This is a genomic window from Akkermansiaceae bacterium (assembly GCA_024233115.1).
Lineage (GTDB): Bacteria > Verrucomicrobiota > Verrucomicrobiia > Verrucomicrobiales > Akkermansiaceae > Oceaniferula.
In genome coordinates, this window is record JACKQB010000002.1 from 26,688 (window position 1) to 47,464 (window position 20,777).

The following is a 20,777-nucleotide window of genomic DNA, read 5'->3' on the forward strand; positions in this document are numbered from 1 at the left end:
CCATGGCCGCCAAGAAAAAAAAGCCGATCCTCATGGTATCCTCCGCCGTCTACGGCTTCGAGGAGTTACTGGATCGCATTTACGCCACTCTATCAACCCTAGGATACGAGGTCTGGATGTCGCACAAGGGAACGATGCCCGTCGATCCTAAGCTCACAGCCTTGGAAAGCTGCCGCAGGGCAGTGAAGGACTGCGATCTGTTTCTTGGAATCATCCTGCCACGCTACGGCAGTGGTAAAGAGAAACCAAAGGATGACTCGATTGTTCACGAGGAGCTGCGGATGGCGATTGCCGAGAAAAAGCCCCGATGGATTCTAGCACACGATCACGTCGTGTTTGCCCGATCCCTCATTGATAACGTCTGCAAGGAAATGAAACTCAAACGAGGTGAAATGAAGCTAAAGCGGTCGGCCATTTTTGAGGACTTACGTATCCTCGACATGTATGATCTGGCGACTCGCCAAGACGTGGAAGTCTATCGTGACCGAACGGGCAACTGGGTTCAGAAGTTCGGATCGATCGATGAAGCTAGCCTGTTCGCAGTGAGCCAGTTCCGCCGCTATCAAGAGGCGGAGGCATTTATTAGTGACAACTTCGGTGATTCTGGAGCTGTCAAGAAAGTGACAAAAAAGAAAGGAGGAAAATTATGACGCCACTAGAACGACAGATCAAAAAGGGCGAATCGAAAGAGTTGGCATTGCTGCGCTCCGCCGAGGACTACGAACAGATTACGACTCACGTCGTCGCCCTACTAAATAGTGGAGGCGGCAGCATCGTGCTTGGTGTAGATGAAAACGGGTACCCGCTCGGACTACCCAACCCAGTCAATTTCGCCCATCAAATAGCACTCTATTTGAGAAAAGTGATTTCACCCCGCCCTCTACTCTCCGTGACGGCCGAGGAAGCCTACGGCCTCCAAGTCATCCTGATCGAGGTCCCTGGTGGCAGGGACATGCCCTTCTTACACGATGGGCGGATATTTCTCCGCAGAGGCCGGACCACCGTGCCCGCCGACGCTGAAGACCTTCAAGAAATATTCCAACGCCAAGCTCCGGAAGCGGTTCGATGGGAGCGCAGAGGTTCGCCCACACTCACCATCGAAGATCTCCACCATGAGCAGATCGAGACGACTGTTCAAAAGGCTATGGCAGAAGGTCGTTTCCGGTTTAGCGATACTGACTCGACCGAAACCGTCCTGGGAGAACTTGGAATGCTCAGTAATGGTGTCCTCACCAATGCTGCAGACGTCTGTTTCGGCGAGCAGCCAGCCGTGCGGCATCCACAGGTCAGACTTCGGGCCTATGCTTTCCAATCCGACAAACAGGGTGACGAGTATCTCGACCAAGGGGATTTCAATGGGCCTCTGGCAAACGTGCTCGCCAGTGCGGTGGCATTCATCCAGCGCAATGCCTCTACGGCCGCGATGTTTCTGCCCGAGTCTATTGAGAGGAGGAACGTTGCACCCTACCCCGTCAACGCCGTTCGAGAAGGCCTGGTGAATGCGCTGGCGCACCGGGACTACAGTAGCTTTTCCAGTGGTGCCTCGGTTTTAGTGTATCCGGACCGGGTGGAAATTTGGAACTCGGGTAAGCTGCCAGATGGATGGACAGCTAGCAGGCTACGCAGTAACCACCCCTCGATTCCTAGGAACCCTGATATCGCCAATTTTCTCTTTATCCGTAGTTTAATGGAACAAATCGGACGCGGCACACAACGGATGATCGAGGACTGCCGCAAAGCCGAGATTCCGGCCCCAACATGGAAGGTGGATCAGGACGGCATTACCGTGACGCTCTATAGCTTGACCTCTCGTGAAGCTCCGGCAGCTCAACTCGGCGAGCGGCAGCTCTGCATGTTGGAGAAACTTAAACCGGGCGATACGATCCGCCTGCAGGAATACATCCAGCAGTTCGCCCCTGAAGTCACAAAACGCCAGGCCCAGCGAGATCTCCAGGAACTACGGGAGGCTGATCTACTCCGTCTCCAGGGAGGAGGACGATCAGCTCACTATATACGAACAAGTCGGGAACTACCGCGATGAAAGACGACATAATCACGACATTAACCCACCTTGCCGACCTGATAGACCGATTGATTTTGCAGGTCTTCCTGTCAAAACGCTGTCAAATAGCGACACAATCACGACATTTCGACCTAAAGACACACTTCCGTATTCTGCCCGGTTCCTTAGATGATCGGCAAAGAGCAGCTGTAATACTAGAGCAGGAAACAGGATTGCCTCGTCGCGCTCCCAACTGCTTAGTTCACACAATCACCCCACATGAGCTTTCTTAAATTCATCGCCAATCATTGGCAGCAACGTCTTTCTTCAAATCGATCCATCGTGATCTACGATGGATCAGGAGCCCTGCGCGGAGCCCTGGCTCTGCTCGACCTCAAGGAGCTGCATGTCGTGGACACCTCCGAGTCCTCCATGAGATCCCGTCTTGAGGCCTGGGATGCCTGGCTCGCCGTCGGTGCTGATGAGTCCTTGCAGACCCGGCTGCTGGTCTATGTCCCCCAAAACCTTCCTACCGAGATGATGGATGTCCTGGCCGACCCCTACCAGCCATTCCGTCTGGCTGGGTGCCATTTTCCCGACGGCGCAGGGGATTCCCTGCGCAGCCTGGCAAAGAAATTTGTCCCATCAAGAGCCGCCGAGGTCGATAAACTCTTCGAGAACACCGAGTGCCCCGACCTATCGCTCATCGATGCCCTTCGCACCAGCAAGACAGCCACACCCCACTTGCAGACGATCTTTGGAACCGACGAGTTCACAACCATCCTCCGCCGTTTCCTATTGGCCGATGATAGCCTGCGAAAAACGCTCGAAGCCTCTGATGACTGGGCAGCGGAATTCCGATCGCTGGTGAAGTCCTCACTCGGTCTGGACATCTACGGTAAGGCCACTACCTGGAAGACCCTTTCGGAGAAGCTCTGGAACTATCTGCTTTTCAGCGAGTTTGCCTTCGACCTGCCCGAGGGGTTGCCAGAAGAGTTGGAAGAGATCCCCAGGGCCCAGGGCGAGCATATCGACGTGATCAACCACCTCTGCCAAGAACTCCGGGATTACACCCCAAGCCAGTCAAGCTACATCGCCGAGGCCGAGCGTGTCTCGACCAGCTTCGGACTGGAGAAAATCTGCGAGGACATCCATGATCTTGGCCAGCGCGACACCTTTGCCTTTGAAGAGCGCTCCTTCCTGAAACGCTTCGAGCAGGCACTCTCAAGCGGCGATCGTAATATCAGTGGGGAGATCCTCACTCAGCGGAAGGGATCCCTATGGGCGAATCACGAAAGCCGCCAATCACTATGGCGGATTGCTGAACTTGCCAACGATCTGTGCACACTCGGCGATGAACTCGACTCCGAGCTTCCTAAACTAACGAGCAAGGGCGATGCCTTGGTAAATTTCTTTTCTAACAATTTCAGACGGTTGGACACCCTTCATCGCGAGATGGAACAGGCCGTCGCGGATGTTTTCGGCGATTCTAACGAAGTCACCGGAATCATCGACCTGGCTCGCACCGCATTCAAGGAGCGGGCACTGAAGCTACAAAAAACCTTCCTCACGACCGTCGAAACCGAAGGCTGGCCGCTGACTGGTATGGAGGCGAACTCCGGAACCTTTAATCGTCTGGTCGCTCCCCTGCTCGAACAGAAGACCCGGGTCGTTTATTTCATGATCGATGCCCTCCGCTTCGAGCTGGGAATCTGCATCGAACAGGAACTGGTAGAACAACACGAGGTATCTACCGAAGCCGTCTGCGCCCAGCTACCGTGTGTCACCCGCTTTGGCATGGCCGCTCTCTTGCCAGGAGCAGAGACTGATCTCCGTCTCGTGACGGAAAAAAGCGAGGTCCAGCCCAAAGTCGGCGATCAATTCGCTCGAAACCCAAACGAACGCCTCAAGGTATTCCAATCAGTCTACGGCGAGCGCTGTTCGATGATCAAACTCGACGAGCTGATCGGAAAGAAAAACCTCGATGAATTTTCAAACACAGACCTACTGGTCGTGCGCAGCACTGAGATCGATGAATCCGGCGAGATCAATGTGATGCAGGCACGCACCTTAATACCTAGAATCGTGCGCATGATTCTGACTGCCTGCAACCGTCTCCAGGATGAAGCTGGATTTGGCAAGGCGGTGATTGCCACCGATCACGGTTTCCATTGGCTCGATGACCTTGATCAGGGAGACAGCTGTCCCGTTCCGCCCGGAGATTGGAAACTCAAAAAGCGCCGCTGTCTTCTTGGCAGTGGTGATGCATCCCCAACCTCCGTTCATTTTTCCACGGCACAGGTTGGAATTCCAACAGACCTTCCGACTTACGCAGTGCCACGCAACCTGGGTGTCTTCGCACTCGGTTCAAGCTACTTCCACGAGGGATTCTCACCGCAAGAGTCAATTGTTCCAGCTATCTCGGTAAACCTCAAATCGAAGGACTGCTCCGATGCGTTCTCCGCAGGTGGCTTTGAGGTCAATCTGAACTACAAGCAGGGTAACTCGAAGAAGATCATGACACGGAGGCCCTCGATCGAAATTGGTATTCACCAAGAAGGACTTTTTGCCGGCGACCATGTCCGTTTCCAACTGGAGGCTGTGCACAAGAAAGCGGTCGTCGGACGGCCCGCTCCATGCCAGTATGTCGATCCATCAACCAATTACGTGCAAATGCCCCCCCAGAGCTTTGCCAAACTGACATTGATCATGGACGAGGAGTTCAACGGGGAATTCGAATTACGCGCCATCGATCCCGATACCAAAATGCCACTGGGCAAGCAGGCCAAGCTAAAGCTCTACACCGATTACATCGCCTAACTATTTTGCCATGATAGACCCCATCGATCTCAAACTCAATGAAACCTTTGAAGGCCGCTGCGTCCGCAAGGATCTCGTTCAGCGCATTAAAAAGGGAACGAACATCCCAACTTTCGTGCTGGAATTCCTGCTGGCAAAATACTGCGCCACGGATGACCCGGATGAAATCAATGCCGGTCTTCAAGCCGTCACCGAGACCATTCAGCTCAATTACGTCCGCCCCAATGAGGCGAACAAAGCCCAGTCGATGGTGCAGCAAAAAGGCAAACACAAATACATCGACAAGGTGCATGTGCACCACAACGAGAAAGAAAAACGCCACTGGGCGGAGATGCAAAACTTCGGCTCAAAACGCATTGCCATCAACGAACGCCACTACCGGGATAACAATCGTTTACTTGAAGGTGGACTCTGGTGCGAAGTAACGGTGGCATACAATGGAGTAGAGGAGGACGACTACACCTTCTACATCGAGGACCTCAGACCCATTCAAATTTCTCGTTTCTCCTTCGAGGACTACTGCGAGTGCCGATCCAATTTCACGCGTGACGAGTGGCTATCCGTCGTCCTGAGGACCCTGGGGCTAGAGCCAACGGAACTCACCCAGCGGCAACAATTCCATTTCCTGGCACGGCTATTCCCCCTCGTTGAACAGAACTATAATTTCCTGGAACTAGGCCCGCGTGGAACAGGTAAATCCTACGTCTATAGCGAATTCACCCCCTACTCCACCCTGATCAGTGGAGGCCAGACCACCACGGCCACCCTCTTCTACAACAAACAACGTCGCCAAGTGGGTATCATCGGCTACTGGGACACTATCGCCTTTGATGAGGTAGCCGGCATTAAAGTCAAGGACCCTGGCACTATTCAGATCCTCAAGGACTATATGGCCAACGGTCATTTCAATCTGGGAGCCGAGGTGATGGCTCCTGCCAGCTTGTCTTTCGTAGGCAACATCGATGACTCCATCGAGCAGCTTGTTGCCTCTGAACAACACGACCTCTGCCGACCGTTACCCAAAGAGTTTGACCTCGCTGTCATCCACCGTTTCCACACTTACATGCCAGGATGGGAAATCCCACCTAACAGCAGCAAACTACTCACTGATAACTACGGCCTCATCACTGACTACTTGGCAGAGGCTTTCCACCACTTGTTTTCAAAGGTCAATCTGTTCTCCCCTATCAAGAGTAAACTTCAGCTCAACAAGATGCACGAGGGTCGGGATGAAACAGCTGTCATCAAGACCGTGGCCGCGTTCTGCAAAATGCTACATCCCGGGTGCGATCCGTCACCGGAAGAACTGGATGAGTATATCCATTACGCCATCGAGGGACGCCGCCGGGTCAAAGAGCAGCTCAACAAACGTAAGAAAGATGACGAGTTTGCCAACATCAGCCTTGGATTCACCAACTCTAACAATCAAGAAGTTATCGTCGACTGTCCAGAATCGAAAGGTGTGGAAGCGACACAATCCCCAAGAAGAACTGATGATGAAATCCCCGATGCCCCAGCTCCACTCCAGAAAATAACTCCCGCTGACGTAGGAGCTGCAACACAGTCACCAGTAGCAGAATTATCTCCACCTGAACCAACGACGTTGAAAGAAAAGGAGATTCGTATTTTCCACGGCGACCGCGGATTTTCTTATCGCACACTCTTCCTAGACTACCTTCAAGGTGCCAAAAAAGTACAGCTGGAGGACCCCTACATACGACGGCCCCACCAAATCACCAACTTCCTCCACTTCTGTGAAGTCTGCGTCGATGCCGGAACCGTGCAAGAAATCCACCTAACAACTTCTTACGAAGACGATGAGGAGAAAAAAGAAGCGGGAGTTAAGATCATCGCTATCGCCAAGAGTTTAGCCGAGCACGGCATCAAACTCGATGTCACGATGAGCGAAACCCTCCACGACCGCCGTATCGAACTCGATAATGGCTGGACCATTACCCTAGGCCGAGGTCTGGACTTCTACCAACGCCCCGACGACTGGTTAGAAATCGGAGCCAACGAACTCAATCTCCGCCAATGCACCGAGACTACTATCAATTATCGCAGGGCCTTGTAAAACTCCAGCCGAACCTCATGCAATGGCTTCTGCCCTACAGAAAACCCGAGGGGAAGGTCGCCATGGCCACGGCATCGGCGACGGTCAGCAAAGACCTCATCAAGAAAGGCATTATCGACACCTGGCCCCCCGATGTGATGCGCCATTCATTCTGTAGCTACCTGCTCGGGAAGGAGCAGGATATCAACAAGGTGGCCGAGCAGGCGGGCAACAGCCCCACAATGGTCAAGAAGCACTACCGCAGACCCATGACCCAGGAGGACGGCGAAGCGTGGTTTGAGATCCGGCCGGATGCCGCACCGGAGGAGCAAGCCAATGTGGCCTGACGCCACAACCGCCCGGCGGAGCAGCATGGCACGCCCCCCTCGGCACCTGCGGAGATAACGCTCCCCCCACCGCCGGCATCGTTGATGGCGTGAGGCCGCCGCCCCGCCGCCCGGGGACAGGCTGAATACCACTGGCACCCGGGTCGCCGACTTCCACGAGACAGGACAAGCCGACTCGACGGCCAACAACCCGATCAGTTGTTCCCAAATCAGCCGAGCGGAAGAGGAGGTGTTCCTTCTGATTCCGGAAAACAGCGAATGTCAGGCATTGTCAACCCATGCTAACATTTTCGCCTCAAAATATAATCCATACCTTGAGCGAGGGCAAGACTACGAAAATGATTATGGCATACCCTGAAAGCCGCATGAATATGAGCCTTACTCCCCCCCTTGAGCTCTGATCAATAAGGGCTGACGTCCAAACGACGTCAGAGATGGGATTTATACTTGCCATGTGGCCGTTAGTAGCAGTAGCTAGGCACGAATATTTTCATTTTCTATCATGCCCACGCCTCCAGATTCCTCTGCCAGAACTATTGCCAACCAAACATTGCTGTTATTTAGCATCGGCCCGGTTCAAGACTTCATCGCCGCCGCCCGCACCACTCGGGATCTCTGGAGCGGTTCTTACCTACTCTCAACCTTGATTGCCTCTGCTCTCGGTAAAATACAACACGATCACGAAACTGCTGCCGTGGTGTTTCCGCACATTGCAGATCAACCTCTGGTAAACGGCACTCCTAAATCTACCAACAATGGTGACATCTCCGCCTTTCTAACACCCACACTCCCCAACCGCTTACTCGCCATCCTTCCCGAAAGTGTCGACGCGGCAGCCTACGCCAAGGAGCTCAAAAATGCGGTGCGCGATAAACTCCAAACCATAGCCACTGATGTCGCCAATGGACTAAATAATAATCTTAAAGCGGGAGCATCCTTCCATAAAGATAATTTCATCAGCCAAGCCGAACGCCTTCTCGAGGTCCAATGGCAAACCCTCCCTGTCACGAGCGCCGAAGACGCCTACGCTTTCGCCAATTCTTTGCCTGCTAACGAAGAGTTTGATCCTTGCAAACACGTCTCAGCAAGCTCCTCCTTGGATGAACTCTGGGGACCGCTTAATGCCTCCATTTCCTGGCTACAGGACGGCGCCAAATCGCTCCGCAGCTTCAACGCTTGGCGGAAAGGACGTTGGGAGTCCGGAAATAAATTCTTCAAAGACACTCTCAATGGCAAGGAGGAGGTGGTCTTCGTCGTGTCCAATCAACTTGATAAGAACCAAGTCAAAGAACTCGCTGGTCAACTCAAATTGAATAAAGAGGGAGGCCTCAAGAAAGGGGAAATGCTCGGTGCCTCCAGCGTCATCAAGCGATTCTGGGACGTCTTCCATCTCGCACCCAAACTCAATCTTACCCCCGATGATCTAAGGAGCAAACACCCGATGCCCAACACCCACCGCATCGCCAAATACGACAACAAGAAGGATGGAGGTAACGAAGAAGGTGCCGAATCCGATAAATACTTCGCCATTATCGCCATGGATGGTGATGAGATGGGAAAATGGATCTCCGGGCAGAAGTTTGACCGTGCAATGAGCCCGGACGACCACAGGGAGTTCTCAGACATCCTCAATGAGTTTTCCGTCAATCAAGCAGCCGGGTTGGTCGAAGACTCGGTTGGCAAACTCATCTACTCTGGTGGAGACGACGTTCTCGCCATGGTGCCTGCGGGATATGCGCTCGACTGCGCACTCGATCTGAAGGACGCGTTCATATCAGCATTCAAAGGTAAGAACGCCGAGAAATATAAGGAAATGAATGCCTCCATCGGCATCGCCATCGCGCACTACAAGGCGCCGCTGCAGGATGTCGTGAAGGCCGCCCAAGCTGCCGAGAAGCGCGCGAAGTGTTCACCGGATCAAGGAGGTCACGGCCGTGGTGCGGTTGCCATCACCATCTACAAGCGTTCCGGGGAAATCCTGGAGTGGGGAAGCCGATGGGATAACACCGGCATCAGCTTGCTTGGCTCCTTGCTAAAGGACTTGAAAGGGAAAAAGCTCAAGACCCGCTTCCCTCATAAGCTGGAGGCCCAACTCACGCCCTACTTACCGCAATCCGAGTCCATCGCCACTGATGAGAACTTCGCTCAGCATTTCTCAGACATCCTTGAAAAAGAAGTCGCCCACACCCTTAAACGCAATGAAGGAGGAGCTCTTGGGGAAACCAAGCTCGAGCACTTCACCGACTACTGGAACGGAATCAACACGGAAGATTTCACAGAGAAACTCAAACGCTTCATCAACCTCCTCCGCACTGCTGCCTGGATGGCTCGCGGTTACGATGAAAAGGAAGCTAACAAAAACTCAAACACACAGGAAGCAGCCACTCATTAAGCCATGTCTACACATCAACTACTCTACGAACCCACCGACGTTCTCTTCTTTAAGGACGGCCGCCCCATGGAAGGTGCCAATGCCGGACACGGTGCGGCATGGCCCATGCCTCATGTGCTGGACTCGGCACTCCACGCCGCACTCCACCGTTCCGGCCAGAAATCACATACCCACCGCGCTCACCGCAATGGCAAGGTCATTTCCGAAGACCGAGAGAAGGATGGTCGTCAATTCGGCTCGCTGCAATCAGCGGGGCCTTTCCCGGTAAATGCAGATGGACAATGGTTCTTTCCCCGTCCGGCAGATGCTGACCAGGGCAAGTCCTCGGTCACTACGCACAAGCCTCTGCTGGAAACTCCGATTGGCGCTCATTCCAGCCTCGAAACAGGGCTTTCTCCCGCCCTGAACACCCTCCCGCCCAGCAAGGACAAGGCGGAAAAATGGCTGAGCAAATCCGCTTTCGAAGCCTACCTGACTGGAGGAGAATCACCTGCAAAGGAGCACTACCTGAATGACGAGGCGATCTATGCTGCCGAGCACAACATCGGCATCGGGATCGATGCCGATAGTGGCACCCAGGACGGAGAGTCATTTTACTCCGCATCCTATCTCAGGCTGAAGAAAGACTGGAAGCTGGGCCAGATCGCCCGCTGTGATGATAAAGAAAACTCTGATCTGCTGGAGCAGGTTTTCCAGAACTCCGGCCATGAAAACCACATCATCGCCGGCGGTCAGCAGCGCACCTGCACCTTGCTTAGAAATGCATTCACCGCCACCGTCTTGCCCATGGCTCCGGAGATTACTGGCACATTGGTCCGATGGACGCTCCTTACACCGGCTATCTACCCGGCCACTAGCGGGAAGCACACCCACCCCGGCGGCTGGCTCCCGTCATGGGTTAATCCTGACACCAAACAAGTCATGCTTCTTGACGGACCGGGCGTGAAGGCTGCCAAACGCAAAAAGCTTGAACCCGGTAACCCCATCGACGCAAAGCTAGTCGCCGCCATCATCCCCCGCCCGATCCCCGTCACCGGCTGGTCACTCGGCAAAACAGACGGCAACGACTTCGGAGCCAAAGCCACCCACCTAGCAGTCCCGGCGGGTGCCGTTTACTACTTCGACTGCGACGAAGACGAAACTGCGGCCCAACAACTCGCCGCCGCACTCAACTGGCACGGCTGCCAAACCAACCCCCAACACATCATCAATCGCCGATCCACCATCCTCGGAGAAAAAGGCTACGGCCTCGGCGTTTGCTCCCCCTGGACACCACATAACCAATAAACAAGCTCAAATAATCTAACAAACCAAATCCTATGGAAACCAAACTACTCTACCTCTTCACCCGCACACCCCTGCACGTGGGAGCCGGATCATCCGTTGGCGCCATCGACCAACCCATTCAACGCGAGCGACATACCCAGTTCCCCATCATTCCTGGATCCAGCTTAAAGGGATCGCTCACAGACCAGTGGCCAGCTAGCCAAATTGATGACAACGGTAAAGCGTCCCGTCTCACCACAGAAAAGCAAGGAGACAAGAGTATTGTCAAAATGGCTGATCCCGCTGCCTGGCTTTTCGGCTCGGACACTACGGAACTATCTTTCGCTGGTTCACTCCTATTCTCGGAGGCCACTTTGTTAGCCTTCCCAATTCGCTCGGCCAAAGGCTCCTATGCATGGGTAACTTGCCCACACATCCTGGCCAAAGCTCACCGTGAAGGTGTTCTCGTCAACAAACTCGGCACGCCCCTCCCGGCAGAAGACCAAGCCATCTACCAAAGCGGTGCCCCCCTTGATCTAGATGGAACCATTGTCCTTGAGGACTATGCCTTGACGCTTTGCATCAACAGTAACCTCGCCAGCCTCGCAGAGGAAATGAGCAAACTCGTTGATGATGAGATTTACGAGTCGATCAAAGAGCGCCTCGTAATTGTATCTGATCATATGATGACTCATTTTGTCAGTACTGCTTGTGAAGTCGCCACCCACGTCCGAATTGACGACCGCACGGGCACAGCTGAAGGGACCGGACTTTTCAATCAAGAGAATGTCCCCTCAGAAACCCTTTTCTACGCCCCCATTCGTGCCACTAAATCCCGAGTTCCCAACGGCGAATACGCGGATAAAACAGATGCAGACGCGCTCGCCGAGTTTGGCAAAAAAGTTGCTGCACAAAGAGTCTTCCAGTTCGGAGCCGATGCATCCATTGGTCTTGGTTACTGCTCAGCAACTCTTCAAGACATGCAACCATCACCAACAGCTTAAACCTTCAGAAAAATGACCAATATCGATCAAATCCGTGCTGCACATGCTCTCAGTGCCTGCTCCCATGAGAGGCTCAAACGCTCTGCTATCAGCAGCCTTCCCTGTCTCATCATCAATAACGGGCTGCTCGCCACCGTCGCTTATGTGAAATGCGAAGGTGGTGGTGCAAACAGACCCCACCAAGTCAAGGCCATGGAGTCACTTGCGGATCATCTCAAGAATCAGGGCATCACTAATCAACAAACGAACACCCTCTCTATATTTGCTAATGATTTGGCTAACAACTCTCCTGTCAATCTCCAGAGAGCCACTGCTGAAGCTCTCGCTTATTTTAGCTTTCTCAAACGATTCGCGGACATGAATGCCGATGATAATGCAGTGCAAGCACCAATTCCTGACTAAGCCATGCCTATTCACATAGAAAATTCATGTAAGCAGGCGATTGGTGAGCTGGCTCAGAACTGCAATTGTCGCAGCTTGCTCAAAGATCGATACGTTTTTATCGATGAACAGTTGGATGAAGCTAAGTTCATTCAAGCGTCTCGCATTTGCACAGCGGGGCATCATATTATAACAAACTTGATAGAATCATGGGGTAGGGCTGCCGCTGCGGAAAGGAACCCTGCCAAGCAAGGCCAGATAGAAAACAAAATTACACGATGCTCCCCATTTACAAACGCAGAAAATCCGGAGTCCATCGTTATTAAACACCCGCATGCTTGGTTACCAGGCAACGCCAGCAAGGTCCGTGCCCGTCTAATCTCCCGCATGATGGTCAACATGGGAGAAGGGGTCATGGAAAATGCCAACCTGCACCTCAATCGATTTGGTATCCCCACTATTCCCGGTTCGGCGATCAAGGGCTGTGCTCGCCGCATGGCTCTGCAAGCCCTGCACGACTGGGTTGATCACATCAACGATCCTGATGAATCACTTCCTGCGGAAGCCCGGTTACGTCCACACCCGGATGACCTCTGCGCCCCCTGCTGTGAAAGCTTTACTTCACCAGCGGATATGCTTGCCGCCATCGCCCGCGTTTTTGGCTGGGTTCAGTCAGACTGGGAAGGGGACGCAAGTGATCTCCGCTGGGCTGTTCACAATGAACCAGAGATCATCTCTGCCGCAAAAGAGCAGATTCGTGCCGCAGCACAATTCGCTGGCACCGTGGCATTCATCGAAGCCCAGCCCAAGAGCGACCCCGGCATCGAACTAGATGTCCTTACACCCCACCACACTAAATATCACAATGGCGAACAGGGGTATGACGATGCACCCGATACGGAAGACCCCGTGCCGGTCTATTTCCCTGCCGTCAGACCCCAGTCTGCACCCAACCACTACATCTTCCCTATTCTTCCTCTCCCACGCTTGAAGGAAGGGGATCTAGCCAGCGCCGAAATCTGGCTCCTGCACGGTCTCGAACTCTTTGGTATCGGAGCCAAAACCGCAGCTGGCTACGGCTGTTATGAAGCCTACGAACCGCCCGAAGACCTCGGTGATTACGAAAACGAAGATACCTTCAAAAACCGGGTTCTCGACCGCCTTTCAAAATCCGGAGAATACCCACAGCTCAAAAAAGAAATCGAGATCATCAAAGGCAACCCAAAGAACGCACGGTGGATACCCATCCTGCGCGAAAGAGCACGTGCAGACAACAACACGAAAAAACGCCTGAAAAAAACAGACTGGTTTCCAAAAGAATGGATTTCCAGTGAGACAACCCCTTGACCCCAAAATCCAATGATCCAGATCACACAGAAACTCGAAATCATCAGCCCGTGCTTCAATGGAGGAGCTGAACCTGACCAGCGGGCCGAAATCCGTGCGTCATCCATTCGCGGCCAACTTCGTTGGTGGTTCCGTGTTCTCGGCGGTTTCAAATCGTTGGACACACCGCTCCGAGAACAGGAGGCTGCCATCTTCGGTGGTGCCAATGATAGTGATGATAACGGCGTCGGCAGCAAGCTGATCGTACGAGTCGTGTCGCATAATCTCATCTCCAATCGTAAAGATGGTCAGGAATTAGGGCATGCGAATTTCAGCGACTCGGCATTTCTGACTTTCCCGATTCAATCACGAGAAAAAAATCATGTTAAAACGACTTACGATGGAAAAGGTGTCATATTAGAGGGTTCATCATTTAGCCTTCTTTTTATTTGGAAAGGGTTACGACAAGAGAAAAAAAATCTCCAAGCTCTGCTGACTATCTTCGCTAATCTCGGTTCCCTTGGCTTCCGATCAAGACGTGCCATGGGGGCGGTTGCCCCGAAAGACAAGGGACTCATGACTCTGGAGGATGCATTTGGCGCATTCAAATCGCCAAACAACATCCTTATCAAAAAGCTAACTGTAGATTCGTCGGCTACAAATCCGTCGTCGACCGCTATTTCAACACTTGGTGGCTGGCTAAAATCTTGGCGTTCATACGGACGAACGGCAGACCACATACGTGACGAGGGCAACACTCAAGGACGCCCTCCCGAAAACATAGGTTTCAACTACGCGAAAAATGATCATGACATAGGTTATGGGCTACCTAATGCAGCTCAATCCCCAGCGTATCGACCAGCACTCGGGCTGCCCATCATCCAACGTGCAGACGGAACCAAAAATTGGGAGTGGAATACCATCAATAGGAAAGCACAAGGCCGTTTCGCTTCGCCCGTCATATTACGTCCCCACAAGAATCTCAATGGTTCGTGGTCTGCCCTGATCATCTTCGTTGACTCCAAGAAATGGCCAGCTGGGAAGATAGTATATATTAACCACACTTCCCGTGACGTTTCGCTTGGATTATATGATGCCATGAAGGCTGACAATCACCTCACGGATTTCAATTCCTGACTGACAGTCCACGTGTTCATGCATCATCACATACTCGTTGCCTGTCGAAAGCTATTACCCCAGAGCACGCCGGACATCCACATGACGTCATGAGGTTTTACAATACCCAGTCACGCAGCTATGTCTCTGCCTTGTAAAACCTATATCCCAGCGACTCTAAATCCATGAACGAGAACCTGCTACTGCCCTTCTACTTGCTAGAAACGCCCGACCACATGGTGCGCACACTCGACAGCTATTGGCAGCAGGATGCCCGGTGGCTGGAGCAAACTCACGATTATATCCAGTGGATGTTTCCCCTTGTTGTCAGAAGTAACTATAACCCCCACGCGCCGGTGTTGACTGATCAAGTGAGGCAGGCTTTTGAACTGACTGATCAGCATGAGTCCAAGGTGCTGCAGGATAACCTTTCCCGGTCCACACAATGTATGCTGGGTTTCTACGGCTACGATGTTGTAGCTGGTGATATCAACCGCGCTTGCGACTGGCAGGAAAAAAGTCGCAAATGGTTGAACAACGGCAATCATAATCATCTGCGTATTACCCGGATTCTGCGCTCTCTGAATCTCCTTGGGCAGGGTGATCTTGCTCAAGCCTTGCTTGCCGAGTTTGAGAATAGCATAGAACAAACGTCCGCTCCCGTCCCAAGAGAAACTAGGCTCTTGTGGAAAAATGCCGCAGCCCCCAATGTTGCCTCGTCCTTAAACTAAAAGATCGACTCCCATTTATTCATCACACAAGCTAAACCCTGCCTTACTCAATTACTTTGACATCTATCATTCTTCAACCCACTCAATCATCATTACGATTAGCACTATGAAATCCCATTCCTTCTCTCACTACCTAACGACTTTCCCATGGAGGGCTTTTTTATTACTTGTCATGGTTCTTTTCTTCGGCCACTGGCTGGGTGCGTCTACCTCGATCTGGGTGAACCTCGTAACTGATTATTTTCCTCATCATCACCCAATTGTGGCATTACCGGTGGTTTACACCATTCTCATCGCCTTGGTGTTCTCGCTCTATCATCTCAATCATCACTATATCAGGCCAAAATCGTTGTTTATTCGTTTCGTTCTGTGGTTATTATCCACCCTGATTATCGTCACAGCCTATTGTTCTGCCACATGGTCGGAGCATGCCGTTTTAGGGAAAGATTTTTTGGAGGCCCATCCAATTTTCATCTCAAGTATTTGCGTGTTAGGCTTGCTTGCTACTAACAAGGTTCTGAAAAAAATTCTTCGTGTCATTGAAGGACCTGAAGATATTCACCTCAATAATAACCCGGACCCCATCAACACTTTGGTGCTCGCAGTATCATTGCCGAACCACACGCTGGAATTTCCGACTTCAACAGATGTGCATGCCGTTGTCAGTGTAGCATCCAGAACGGACTCTCCGCCTGTAACATATACTTTGAGTGGAAAAAATCTAGCAAGTGACATAGATGCTCTAGATGGCTCGATGTGGAAGTGGCAACAATTATTGCGTGCTATAGAACCTCATAAAGAGCTAAAGAAGGTGATCCTCATAGGTTCAAAAACCGGATATATGCCCGGATCGCCAGGCTCCTACGCGTCATTGGACGAGTGTAGTAAATTGCTTGCTCCCTACTTGCCCTCATCATGTGCGCTTTCCTTGCATCATGAGGCCCTGGCTTTTGAAGATTTTAATGAACTAAAAACGGCTCTGAGGAATATCATTACCGAGGAAATATCCGATGTAGGGGAAGGTCATGTGGCCGTCGATGTCACTGGCGGACAAGCCACTACCAGCATTGCCGGTGCTGCTGCCACCATCGGCACCGAGGCCATATTCCAATACGTTCAGACCAATGAGCCATATGCGGTCCTTTACTATGACGTGCATAATAAACACGCACCCAACCCCAGTGGACATTAACATGATTACCATCGACATATCATCACTCTATGCTGAAACGGGCACAGCCAAGCTGACAGATATTCCTGTTTATGAGGATAAGATCAAAAAACTGACACCGCCCGGTTCAGATGTGACAATTACCGGCCACGGTCCTGTTTGGCTTTATCTTAGACTTGCGCACGCCCTGCATGGGATCGCCCGCATACTGATTTATGATTCTCCTGTGACAGGCCCAGTGGTAATTTTTAACCACAATCCACGCTAAAATTATACTGCGCTTCAGGCTTGATCCACCGTTATGAAAACCACCCTTCTTGCCACCACCGGGCTCTCCCCCGCTATCGTGACTGAGACAGTCTGGGCACTTGCCCAGATGGACCCACCCGTCATTCCCAACTACGTAGAAATCATTACTACCAAGACGGGAAAAAATACCTGTAAGGAAGCTCTGCACACTCCGCTAAAAACATGGGGAGGAAAAACTGTGTGGGAAACATTGCGAGAACATGTGGGGGCCGGACCCGGGCAACTCATCGCCCTGCCCGTCCAGTGCATTCATATCCCTGATCACAGCTCGGGACGATCGATCGATCTGGATGACATTCAAACTCCCGAAGAAAACTCAGCGGCTGCGGAATTTATTTTTTCCCGTGTCTGGAATGTGGTGAGGGACAGCGACCAGTGCCTTGTCGCCAGCATTGCGGGGGGCAGAAAAACCATGGGAGCACTACTGCACGCCGCAGTCAGCCTGATCGGCAGAGAAACAGATCTACTCACACACATCCTGGTGAATCCTCCCTACGATACCCTGCGTGGCTTCTTTTTCCCGGGGCAGCCCGGCGGCGATTTGCTCGATTGGAATAAGAATATACACTCCCCGGACAAAGCTGTGCCGATCCTCGCCGAGGTTCCCTTTGTCCCCCTGCGCAACCGTTTCAAAGACCTCGACGATTTACCAGGATCCTTCATCAGACTGAAAAACAACCTCAGTAGCCAACTCGCCCGTGATTCAGCGGATGCTGTATCGATCGAGATCGACTATAATGGCAACTGCCTCACGGTAGGAGGGCTCCCCAATCAAAACGTAAACATCCGTCAGCTCAGCCTACTGCACTTCCTGCTGGCTTGCAACGAGGAGAATGCCATTCCCCCGTCCCAGGCTGTGGCTGCCGATACTTACAACGACTGGCTCAATAGTGTTAGGCAAATAATAGGAGAGACACCTCCCAACATGGATGAGGAGGATTTCAGAAAAATTCTCAGCGCCCTGAGAACTCAGACTCTCAAAAAAGCACCTTGGCAACCAGCCAGCGGGACACTGAAACAAGCTCCTTTCGTTCTTAATGTCGTGCGACGTGTGCACCGTTGACATACCTCAATCGGGGTGGAAAACGCCGCCGGCCTGCCAAAACCCATAACTTACTCATAAAGAATGATCAAACTGATATGGGAGATGTGAAACCTTGCACCCGCCGTGAAAAATTCCATGCTCAAGTTGGAGGTCTGCCAAAACTGCCTTCTTGACTCTTGAGGATCAATGACTCAAGATAGGTGCAGTCCCGAGAGGGATGTTTGCCGAAAGGCATTGATGACTCAGCCAACCGTTTGCGGGTATCCTCAAGCTCATTGACCTGGTCCCGAGAGGGATGTTTGCCGAAAGGCATTGATGACGGACGGATATGGGTGATTATTGTCTTAATTTTCAATAGTGTCCCGGGAGGGATGTTTGCCGAAAGGCATTGATGACCTTGGCGGCTTGGCGTCTCCTTTTCTTTTTCATAACTTGAGTCCCGGGAGGGATGTTTGCCGAAAGGCATTGATGACGCGGCGATGATTACGAGGAACTGGTTTTGGTCTGTCATGGTCCCGGGAGGGATGTTTGCCGAAAGGCATTGATGACTCGGGCGAGTTCAGGCGTGCGTGGCGAGGATGAACCTCAGTCCCAGGAGGGATGTTTGCCGAAAGGCATTGATGACGATACTGCTCCAGGAACAGAGACTCTCACTCCAGAGAGGTCCCGGGAGGGATGTTTGCCGAAAGGCATTGATGACCTCCGCGAACACTAACAGGCGGATCACAGGAGCCACCACGTCCCGGGAGGGATGTTTGCCGAAAGGCATTGATGACTAGCCGATCCCCAGTCGCTCACACAGCAGTCACCTCTAGTCCCGAGAGGGATGTTTGCCGAAAGGCATTGATGACCCTGTTCAGGACAATCCCCATCAGGATCCTGAGTCTCTGTCCCGAGAGGGATGTTTGCCGAAAGGCATTGATGACTCCCATTGTGGCCTATGAAAAGGAGAGACGATGTTAAAGTCCCGAGAGGGATGTTTGCCGAAAGGCATTGATGACATTACAGTGAATGCAACAGCATGGATTTCGTCATCGCTGGTCCCGAGAGGGATGTTTGCCGAAGGAGTTACGGACATCGCCGTGACGTCAGACAGTTTCCCTTTCAGGGGTATCCGTGGCATACCATACAGCCATGAATAACGTCACACCTGACCATCACCTCGCTATTACCGGGCAGGAAGCTCGCCTAACAACATTGGCAAACGAGCTTTCCGCACCGGAAATACCGACATCCGGAGAAAGCACGCTGCACTGGATTAGGGACCTGGTTTTTCCTGATCGTTTTCGCCATCACATTTGTGCAGGTGCTCATGCAAGAAGCTTCGGGAAATTCTAAATCTTCCTGACATCCGCCCGACATCACACCACTTGCCCAAGGTCAGCACTACGTCATATACTGTAGCCATGAAAAACATCACCCCATCGCGCCACTCCAAAAAACGCTCGTTAATTAAATCCGTCCTCTATTTCGTCGGTTTAATCTATACGATTTGGGAAGTCCGTAGCCTGATCGGCGTCATTATGAACGCCTCCCGGAAATCCCGACGTTAAGATCGACTCGACGCAACCGCAACTATAACCCCCATAATCCCCTACCCATCTAATCATTATGAAACAGGAATCCTCATCCACCTCTAAGCAACACACTGAAAGCGCGTGGACTATCGCCACCCGCGTGATCAAAGCCATCAGCAAGTTCGCCGCCTTCGTCGGCATACCCTTGTTCGTGATTGGCCTGATTATCTACTGCCTGGCAGTTTATTTTGTGCACCGTGAAATCACAGACAAAGCGGTGTCCATCACCCAGGCGGCGGGCACATCAGCGGAGTTCATGGACTTTTTTGGGGATTTTCTTCCATGGCTATTTACCTTTGCCCTGGTCCCTCTGGTTCTGCGCTTTATCCTCGATTGCATCAATCCTTTCGGAGATTCCTCCCAAAACCTAAAAAAACTAAGTTATGCCGCCCTCATCCTCATAGCCCTGGCTAGCCTCATCCCGCTGCTGCGCACCATCCGCGGCGTGGACGCAGACGGGCTGCCAGTTCGCATGGAGCGCAGCGATCCAGCAACCGCACAATGGTTCGCGCCCAACGGCTCAGCCGTCATCTTCGTCTCCCGCGAGAGCGACGGCAGCCAGGCCTTCTGGAACCGCCCGGGAACTACACCGCAAACTGCCACCATCAGCAAGCCGGTTACCCGTGCGGACCGCCAAGAGTGGGAAGCTGCTGAAAAGAAAAAGAAACAGCAAGCTGAGAAGAAGGCAGCGGAGCGCAAAAAGGAGGAGGAGGCCCAGCGTGAAGCCCGTGAGGAGAAGAACCACCTGGCACGTGAGCAGGCGTTGCAGAAGACCCTCATCGAGGAACGCCAGCGCCATGAGTTAGAGCGCAAACGCCTTGAGGAGGAAAAAGCCCGCCTGAAACATCTGCAGGCTTCCCCCAAAAATTATCCTGCACCCGGCACAAACCGCCCTGTCATCACCCGCCCGTCCCAAGCCGGGCCATCCACAGCGAGGGTTTCACCACCCGCAGCCCCCCGGTCTGCTCCGCTCTACCGAGGTAAGATATTCAGATGCACTGTCAATGGCCGAAGCACGGTCGTCTGGACTGACGGGCCGGTTTCGGCTTGGGCTGACCGGGGTGCGCCACGCCGACTGTCTGCCGGTCAACGCATAACTTTTCACCGGTGTCAGGTCATTTATGTCCGCCCTTTGGCTCCATCAGCTCAGCGCGTGTATTATGCCTCTGCGCACGGTTCTCAGCAGGACGGTAACGCAGCGCTGGAGCGGGCAGTGCAGGAGCAGTTAAACCGCTAA

Annotated in this window: 18 protein-coding genes and 1 CRISPR repeat array; all 18 genes read left to right on the forward strand. The window is 52.6% G+C overall.

The annotated features are described in order from the left end of the window. The first annotated feature begins 2 nt into the window (after positions 1-2). The 18 genes from H7A51_04280 to H7A51_04365 all read left to right on the forward strand — a co-directional run bounded on the left by H7A51_04280 (position 3) and on the right by H7A51_04365 (position 20,777). Positions 3-650 carry a DUF4062 domain-containing protein gene (locus H7A51_04280; protein MCP5535436.1) on the forward strand — a complete coding sequence of 216 codons (648 nt, stop codon included), beginning with the start codon at positions 3-5 and terminating at the stop codon, positions 648-650. After that, positions 647-2,041, forward strand: a complete 1,395-nt coding sequence (locus tag H7A51_04285) for a putative DNA binding domain-containing protein (GenBank protein MCP5535437.1) — start codon at positions 647-649, stop codon at positions 2,039-2,041. Before H7A51_04280 ends, H7A51_04285 begins: the two co-directional genes overlap by 4 nt. A 240-nt stretch (positions 2,042-2,281) precedes the next feature. After that, entirely contained in the window at positions 2,282-4,822 is a 2,541-nt protein-coding gene (locus tag H7A51_04290) for a PglZ domain-containing protein (GenBank protein MCP5535438.1), read from the forward strand. Positions 4,823-4,835: 13 nt separating this feature from the next. Then, entirely contained in the window at positions 4,836-6,896 is a 2,061-nt protein-coding gene (brxL, locus tag H7A51_04295) for a BREX system Lon protease-like protein BrxL (GenBank protein MCP5535439.1), read from the forward strand. Beyond that, a complete protein-coding gene (locus tag H7A51_04300) occupies positions 6,857-7,222 on the forward strand; it encodes a hypothetical protein (GenBank protein ID MCP5535440.1) in 366 nt (121 codons plus the stop codon). Before brxL ends, H7A51_04300 begins: the two co-directional genes overlap by 40 nt. 502 nt (positions 7,223-7,724) lie before the next feature. Beyond that, entirely contained in the window at positions 7,725-9,614 is a 1,890-nt protein-coding gene (gene cas10, locus H7A51_04305; protein MCP5535441.1) for a type III-B CRISPR-associated protein Cas10/Cmr2, read from the forward strand. Positions 9,615-9,617: 3 nt separating this feature from the next. Continuing rightward, entirely contained in the window at positions 9,618-10,901 is a 1,284-nt protein-coding gene (locus H7A51_04310) for a hypothetical protein (protein MCP5535442.1), read from the forward strand. A gap of 32 nt (positions 10,902-10,933) precedes the next feature. After that, positions 10,934-11,884, forward strand: coding sequence for a type III-B CRISPR module RAMP protein Cmr4 (cmr4, locus tag H7A51_04315; protein ID MCP5535443.1), 951 nt, complete (start codon positions 10,934-10,936; stop codon positions 11,882-11,884). A 12-nt stretch (positions 11,885-11,896) separates the two neighbouring features. Then, positions 11,897-12,286 (forward strand): type III-B CRISPR module-associated protein Cmr5, encoded by a 390-nt coding sequence (gene cmr5 / locus H7A51_04320; GenBank protein MCP5535444.1) that lies wholly within the window; start codon positions 11,897-11,899, stop codon positions 12,284-12,286. Between the two features lie 366 nt (positions 12,287-12,652). Then, positions 12,653-13,612, forward strand: a complete 960-nt coding sequence (gene cmr6 / locus H7A51_04325; protein MCP5535445.1) for a type III-B CRISPR module RAMP protein Cmr6 — start codon at positions 12,653-12,655, stop codon at positions 13,610-13,612. 12 nt (positions 13,613-13,624) lie between these two features. Beyond that, positions 13,625-14,728, forward strand: coding sequence for a type III-B CRISPR module RAMP protein Cmr1 (cmr1, locus tag H7A51_04330; GenBank protein ID MCP5535446.1), 1,104 nt, complete (start codon positions 13,625-13,627; stop codon positions 14,726-14,728). Between the two features lie 164 nt (positions 14,729-14,892). Further along, the gene (locus H7A51_04335) at positions 14,893-15,438 is read left to right on the forward strand and encodes a hypothetical protein (protein ID MCP5535447.1); all 546 of its coding nucleotides are present in this window, start codon (positions 14,893-14,895) and stop codon (positions 15,436-15,438) included. 106 nt (positions 15,439-15,544) lie between these two features. Next, positions 15,545-16,630 (forward strand): hypothetical protein, encoded by a 1,086-nt coding sequence (locus H7A51_04340; protein ID MCP5535448.1) that lies wholly within the window; start codon positions 15,545-15,547, stop codon positions 16,628-16,630. Position 16,631: 1 nt separating this feature from the next. Next, positions 16,632-16,877 carry a hypothetical protein gene (locus tag H7A51_04345; protein ID MCP5535449.1) on the forward strand — a complete coding sequence of 82 codons (246 nt, stop codon included), beginning with the start codon at positions 16,632-16,634 and terminating at the stop codon, positions 16,875-16,877. A gap of 33 nt (positions 16,878-16,910) precedes the next feature. After that, positions 16,911-17,981 (forward strand): TIGR02584 family CRISPR-associated protein, encoded by a 1,071-nt coding sequence (locus tag H7A51_04350; protein ID MCP5535450.1) that lies wholly within the window; start codon positions 16,911-16,913, stop codon positions 17,979-17,981. Between the two features lie 187 nt (positions 17,982-18,168). Next, positions 18,169-19,040: a CRISPR direct-repeat array (repeat unit 30 nt; unit sequence GAGGGATGTTTGCCGAAAGGCATTGATGAC). Positions 19,041-19,097: 57 nt separating this feature from the next. Further along, entirely contained in the window at positions 19,098-19,301 is a 204-nt protein-coding gene (locus H7A51_04355; GenBank protein MCP5535451.1) for a hypothetical protein, read from the forward strand. Between the two features lie 68 nt (positions 19,302-19,369). Then, positions 19,370-19,516: a hypothetical protein gene (locus H7A51_04360; GenBank protein ID MCP5535452.1), complete on the forward strand. Its 147-nt coding sequence runs from the start codon at positions 19,370-19,372 to the stop codon at positions 19,514-19,516. A gap of 58 nt (positions 19,517-19,574) precedes the next feature. After that, the gene (locus tag H7A51_04365; protein MCP5535453.1) at positions 19,575-20,777 is read left to right on the forward strand and encodes a hypothetical protein; all 1,203 of its coding nucleotides are present in this window, start codon (positions 19,575-19,577) and stop codon (positions 20,775-20,777) included.

Excerpts from the sequence above, each read along its gene's own strand:
- H7A51_04280 (MCP5535436.1), top strand. The coding sequence starts at position 3 with ATGGCCGCCAAGAAAAAAAAGCCGATCCTCATGGTATCCTCCGCCGTC.
- H7A51_04300 (MCP5535440.1), top strand. The coding sequence starts at position 6,857 with ATGCACCGAGACTACTATCAATTATCGCAGGGCCTTGTAAAACTCCAG.
- cmr6 (MCP5535445.1), top strand. The coding sequence starts at position 12,653 with ATGATGGTCAACATGGGAGAAGGGGTCATGGAAAATGCCAACCTGCAC.
- H7A51_04340 (MCP5535448.1), top strand. The coding sequence starts at position 15,545 with ATGAAATCCCATTCCTTCTCTCACTACCTAACGACTTTCCCATGGAGG.
- cmr5 (MCP5535444.1), top strand. The coding sequence starts at position 11,897 with ATGACCAATATCGATCAAATCCGTGCTGCACATGCTCTCAGTGCCTGC.
- H7A51_04360 (MCP5535452.1), top strand. The coding sequence starts at position 19,370 with ATGAAAAACATCACCCCATCGCGCCACTCCAAAAAACGCTCGTTAATT.
- H7A51_04290 (MCP5535438.1), top strand. The coding sequence starts at position 2,282 with ATGAGCTTTCTTAAATTCATCGCCAATCATTGGCAGCAACGTCTTTCT.
- H7A51_04335 (MCP5535447.1), top strand. The coding sequence starts at position 14,893 with ATGAACGAGAACCTGCTACTGCCCTTCTACTTGCTAGAAACGCCCGAC.
- H7A51_04355 (MCP5535451.1), top strand. The coding sequence starts at position 19,098 with ATGAATAACGTCACACCTGACCATCACCTCGCTATTACCGGGCAGGAA.
- H7A51_04310 (MCP5535442.1), top strand. The coding sequence starts at position 9,618 with ATGTCTACACATCAACTACTCTACGAACCCACCGACGTTCTCTTCTTT.
- cas10 (MCP5535441.1), top strand. The coding sequence starts at position 7,725 with ATGCCCACGCCTCCAGATTCCTCTGCCAGAACTATTGCCAACCAAACA.
- cmr1 (MCP5535446.1), top strand. The coding sequence starts at position 13,625 with ATGATCCAGATCACACAGAAACTCGAAATCATCAGCCCGTGCTTCAAT.
- H7A51_04365 (MCP5535453.1), top strand. The coding sequence starts at position 19,575 with ATGAAACAGGAATCCTCATCCACCTCTAAGCAACACACTGAAAGCGCG.
- H7A51_04350 (MCP5535450.1), top strand. The coding sequence starts at position 16,911 with ATGAAAACCACCCTTCTTGCCACCACCGGGCTCTCCCCCGCTATCGTG.
- H7A51_04345 (MCP5535449.1), top strand. The coding sequence starts at position 16,632 with ATGATTACCATCGACATATCATCACTCTATGCTGAAACGGGCACAGCC.
- cmr4 (MCP5535443.1), top strand. The coding sequence starts at position 10,934 with ATGGAAACCAAACTACTCTACCTCTTCACCCGCACACCCCTGCACGTG.
- H7A51_04285 (MCP5535437.1), top strand. The coding sequence starts at position 647 with ATGACGCCACTAGAACGACAGATCAAAAAGGGCGAATCGAAAGAGTTG.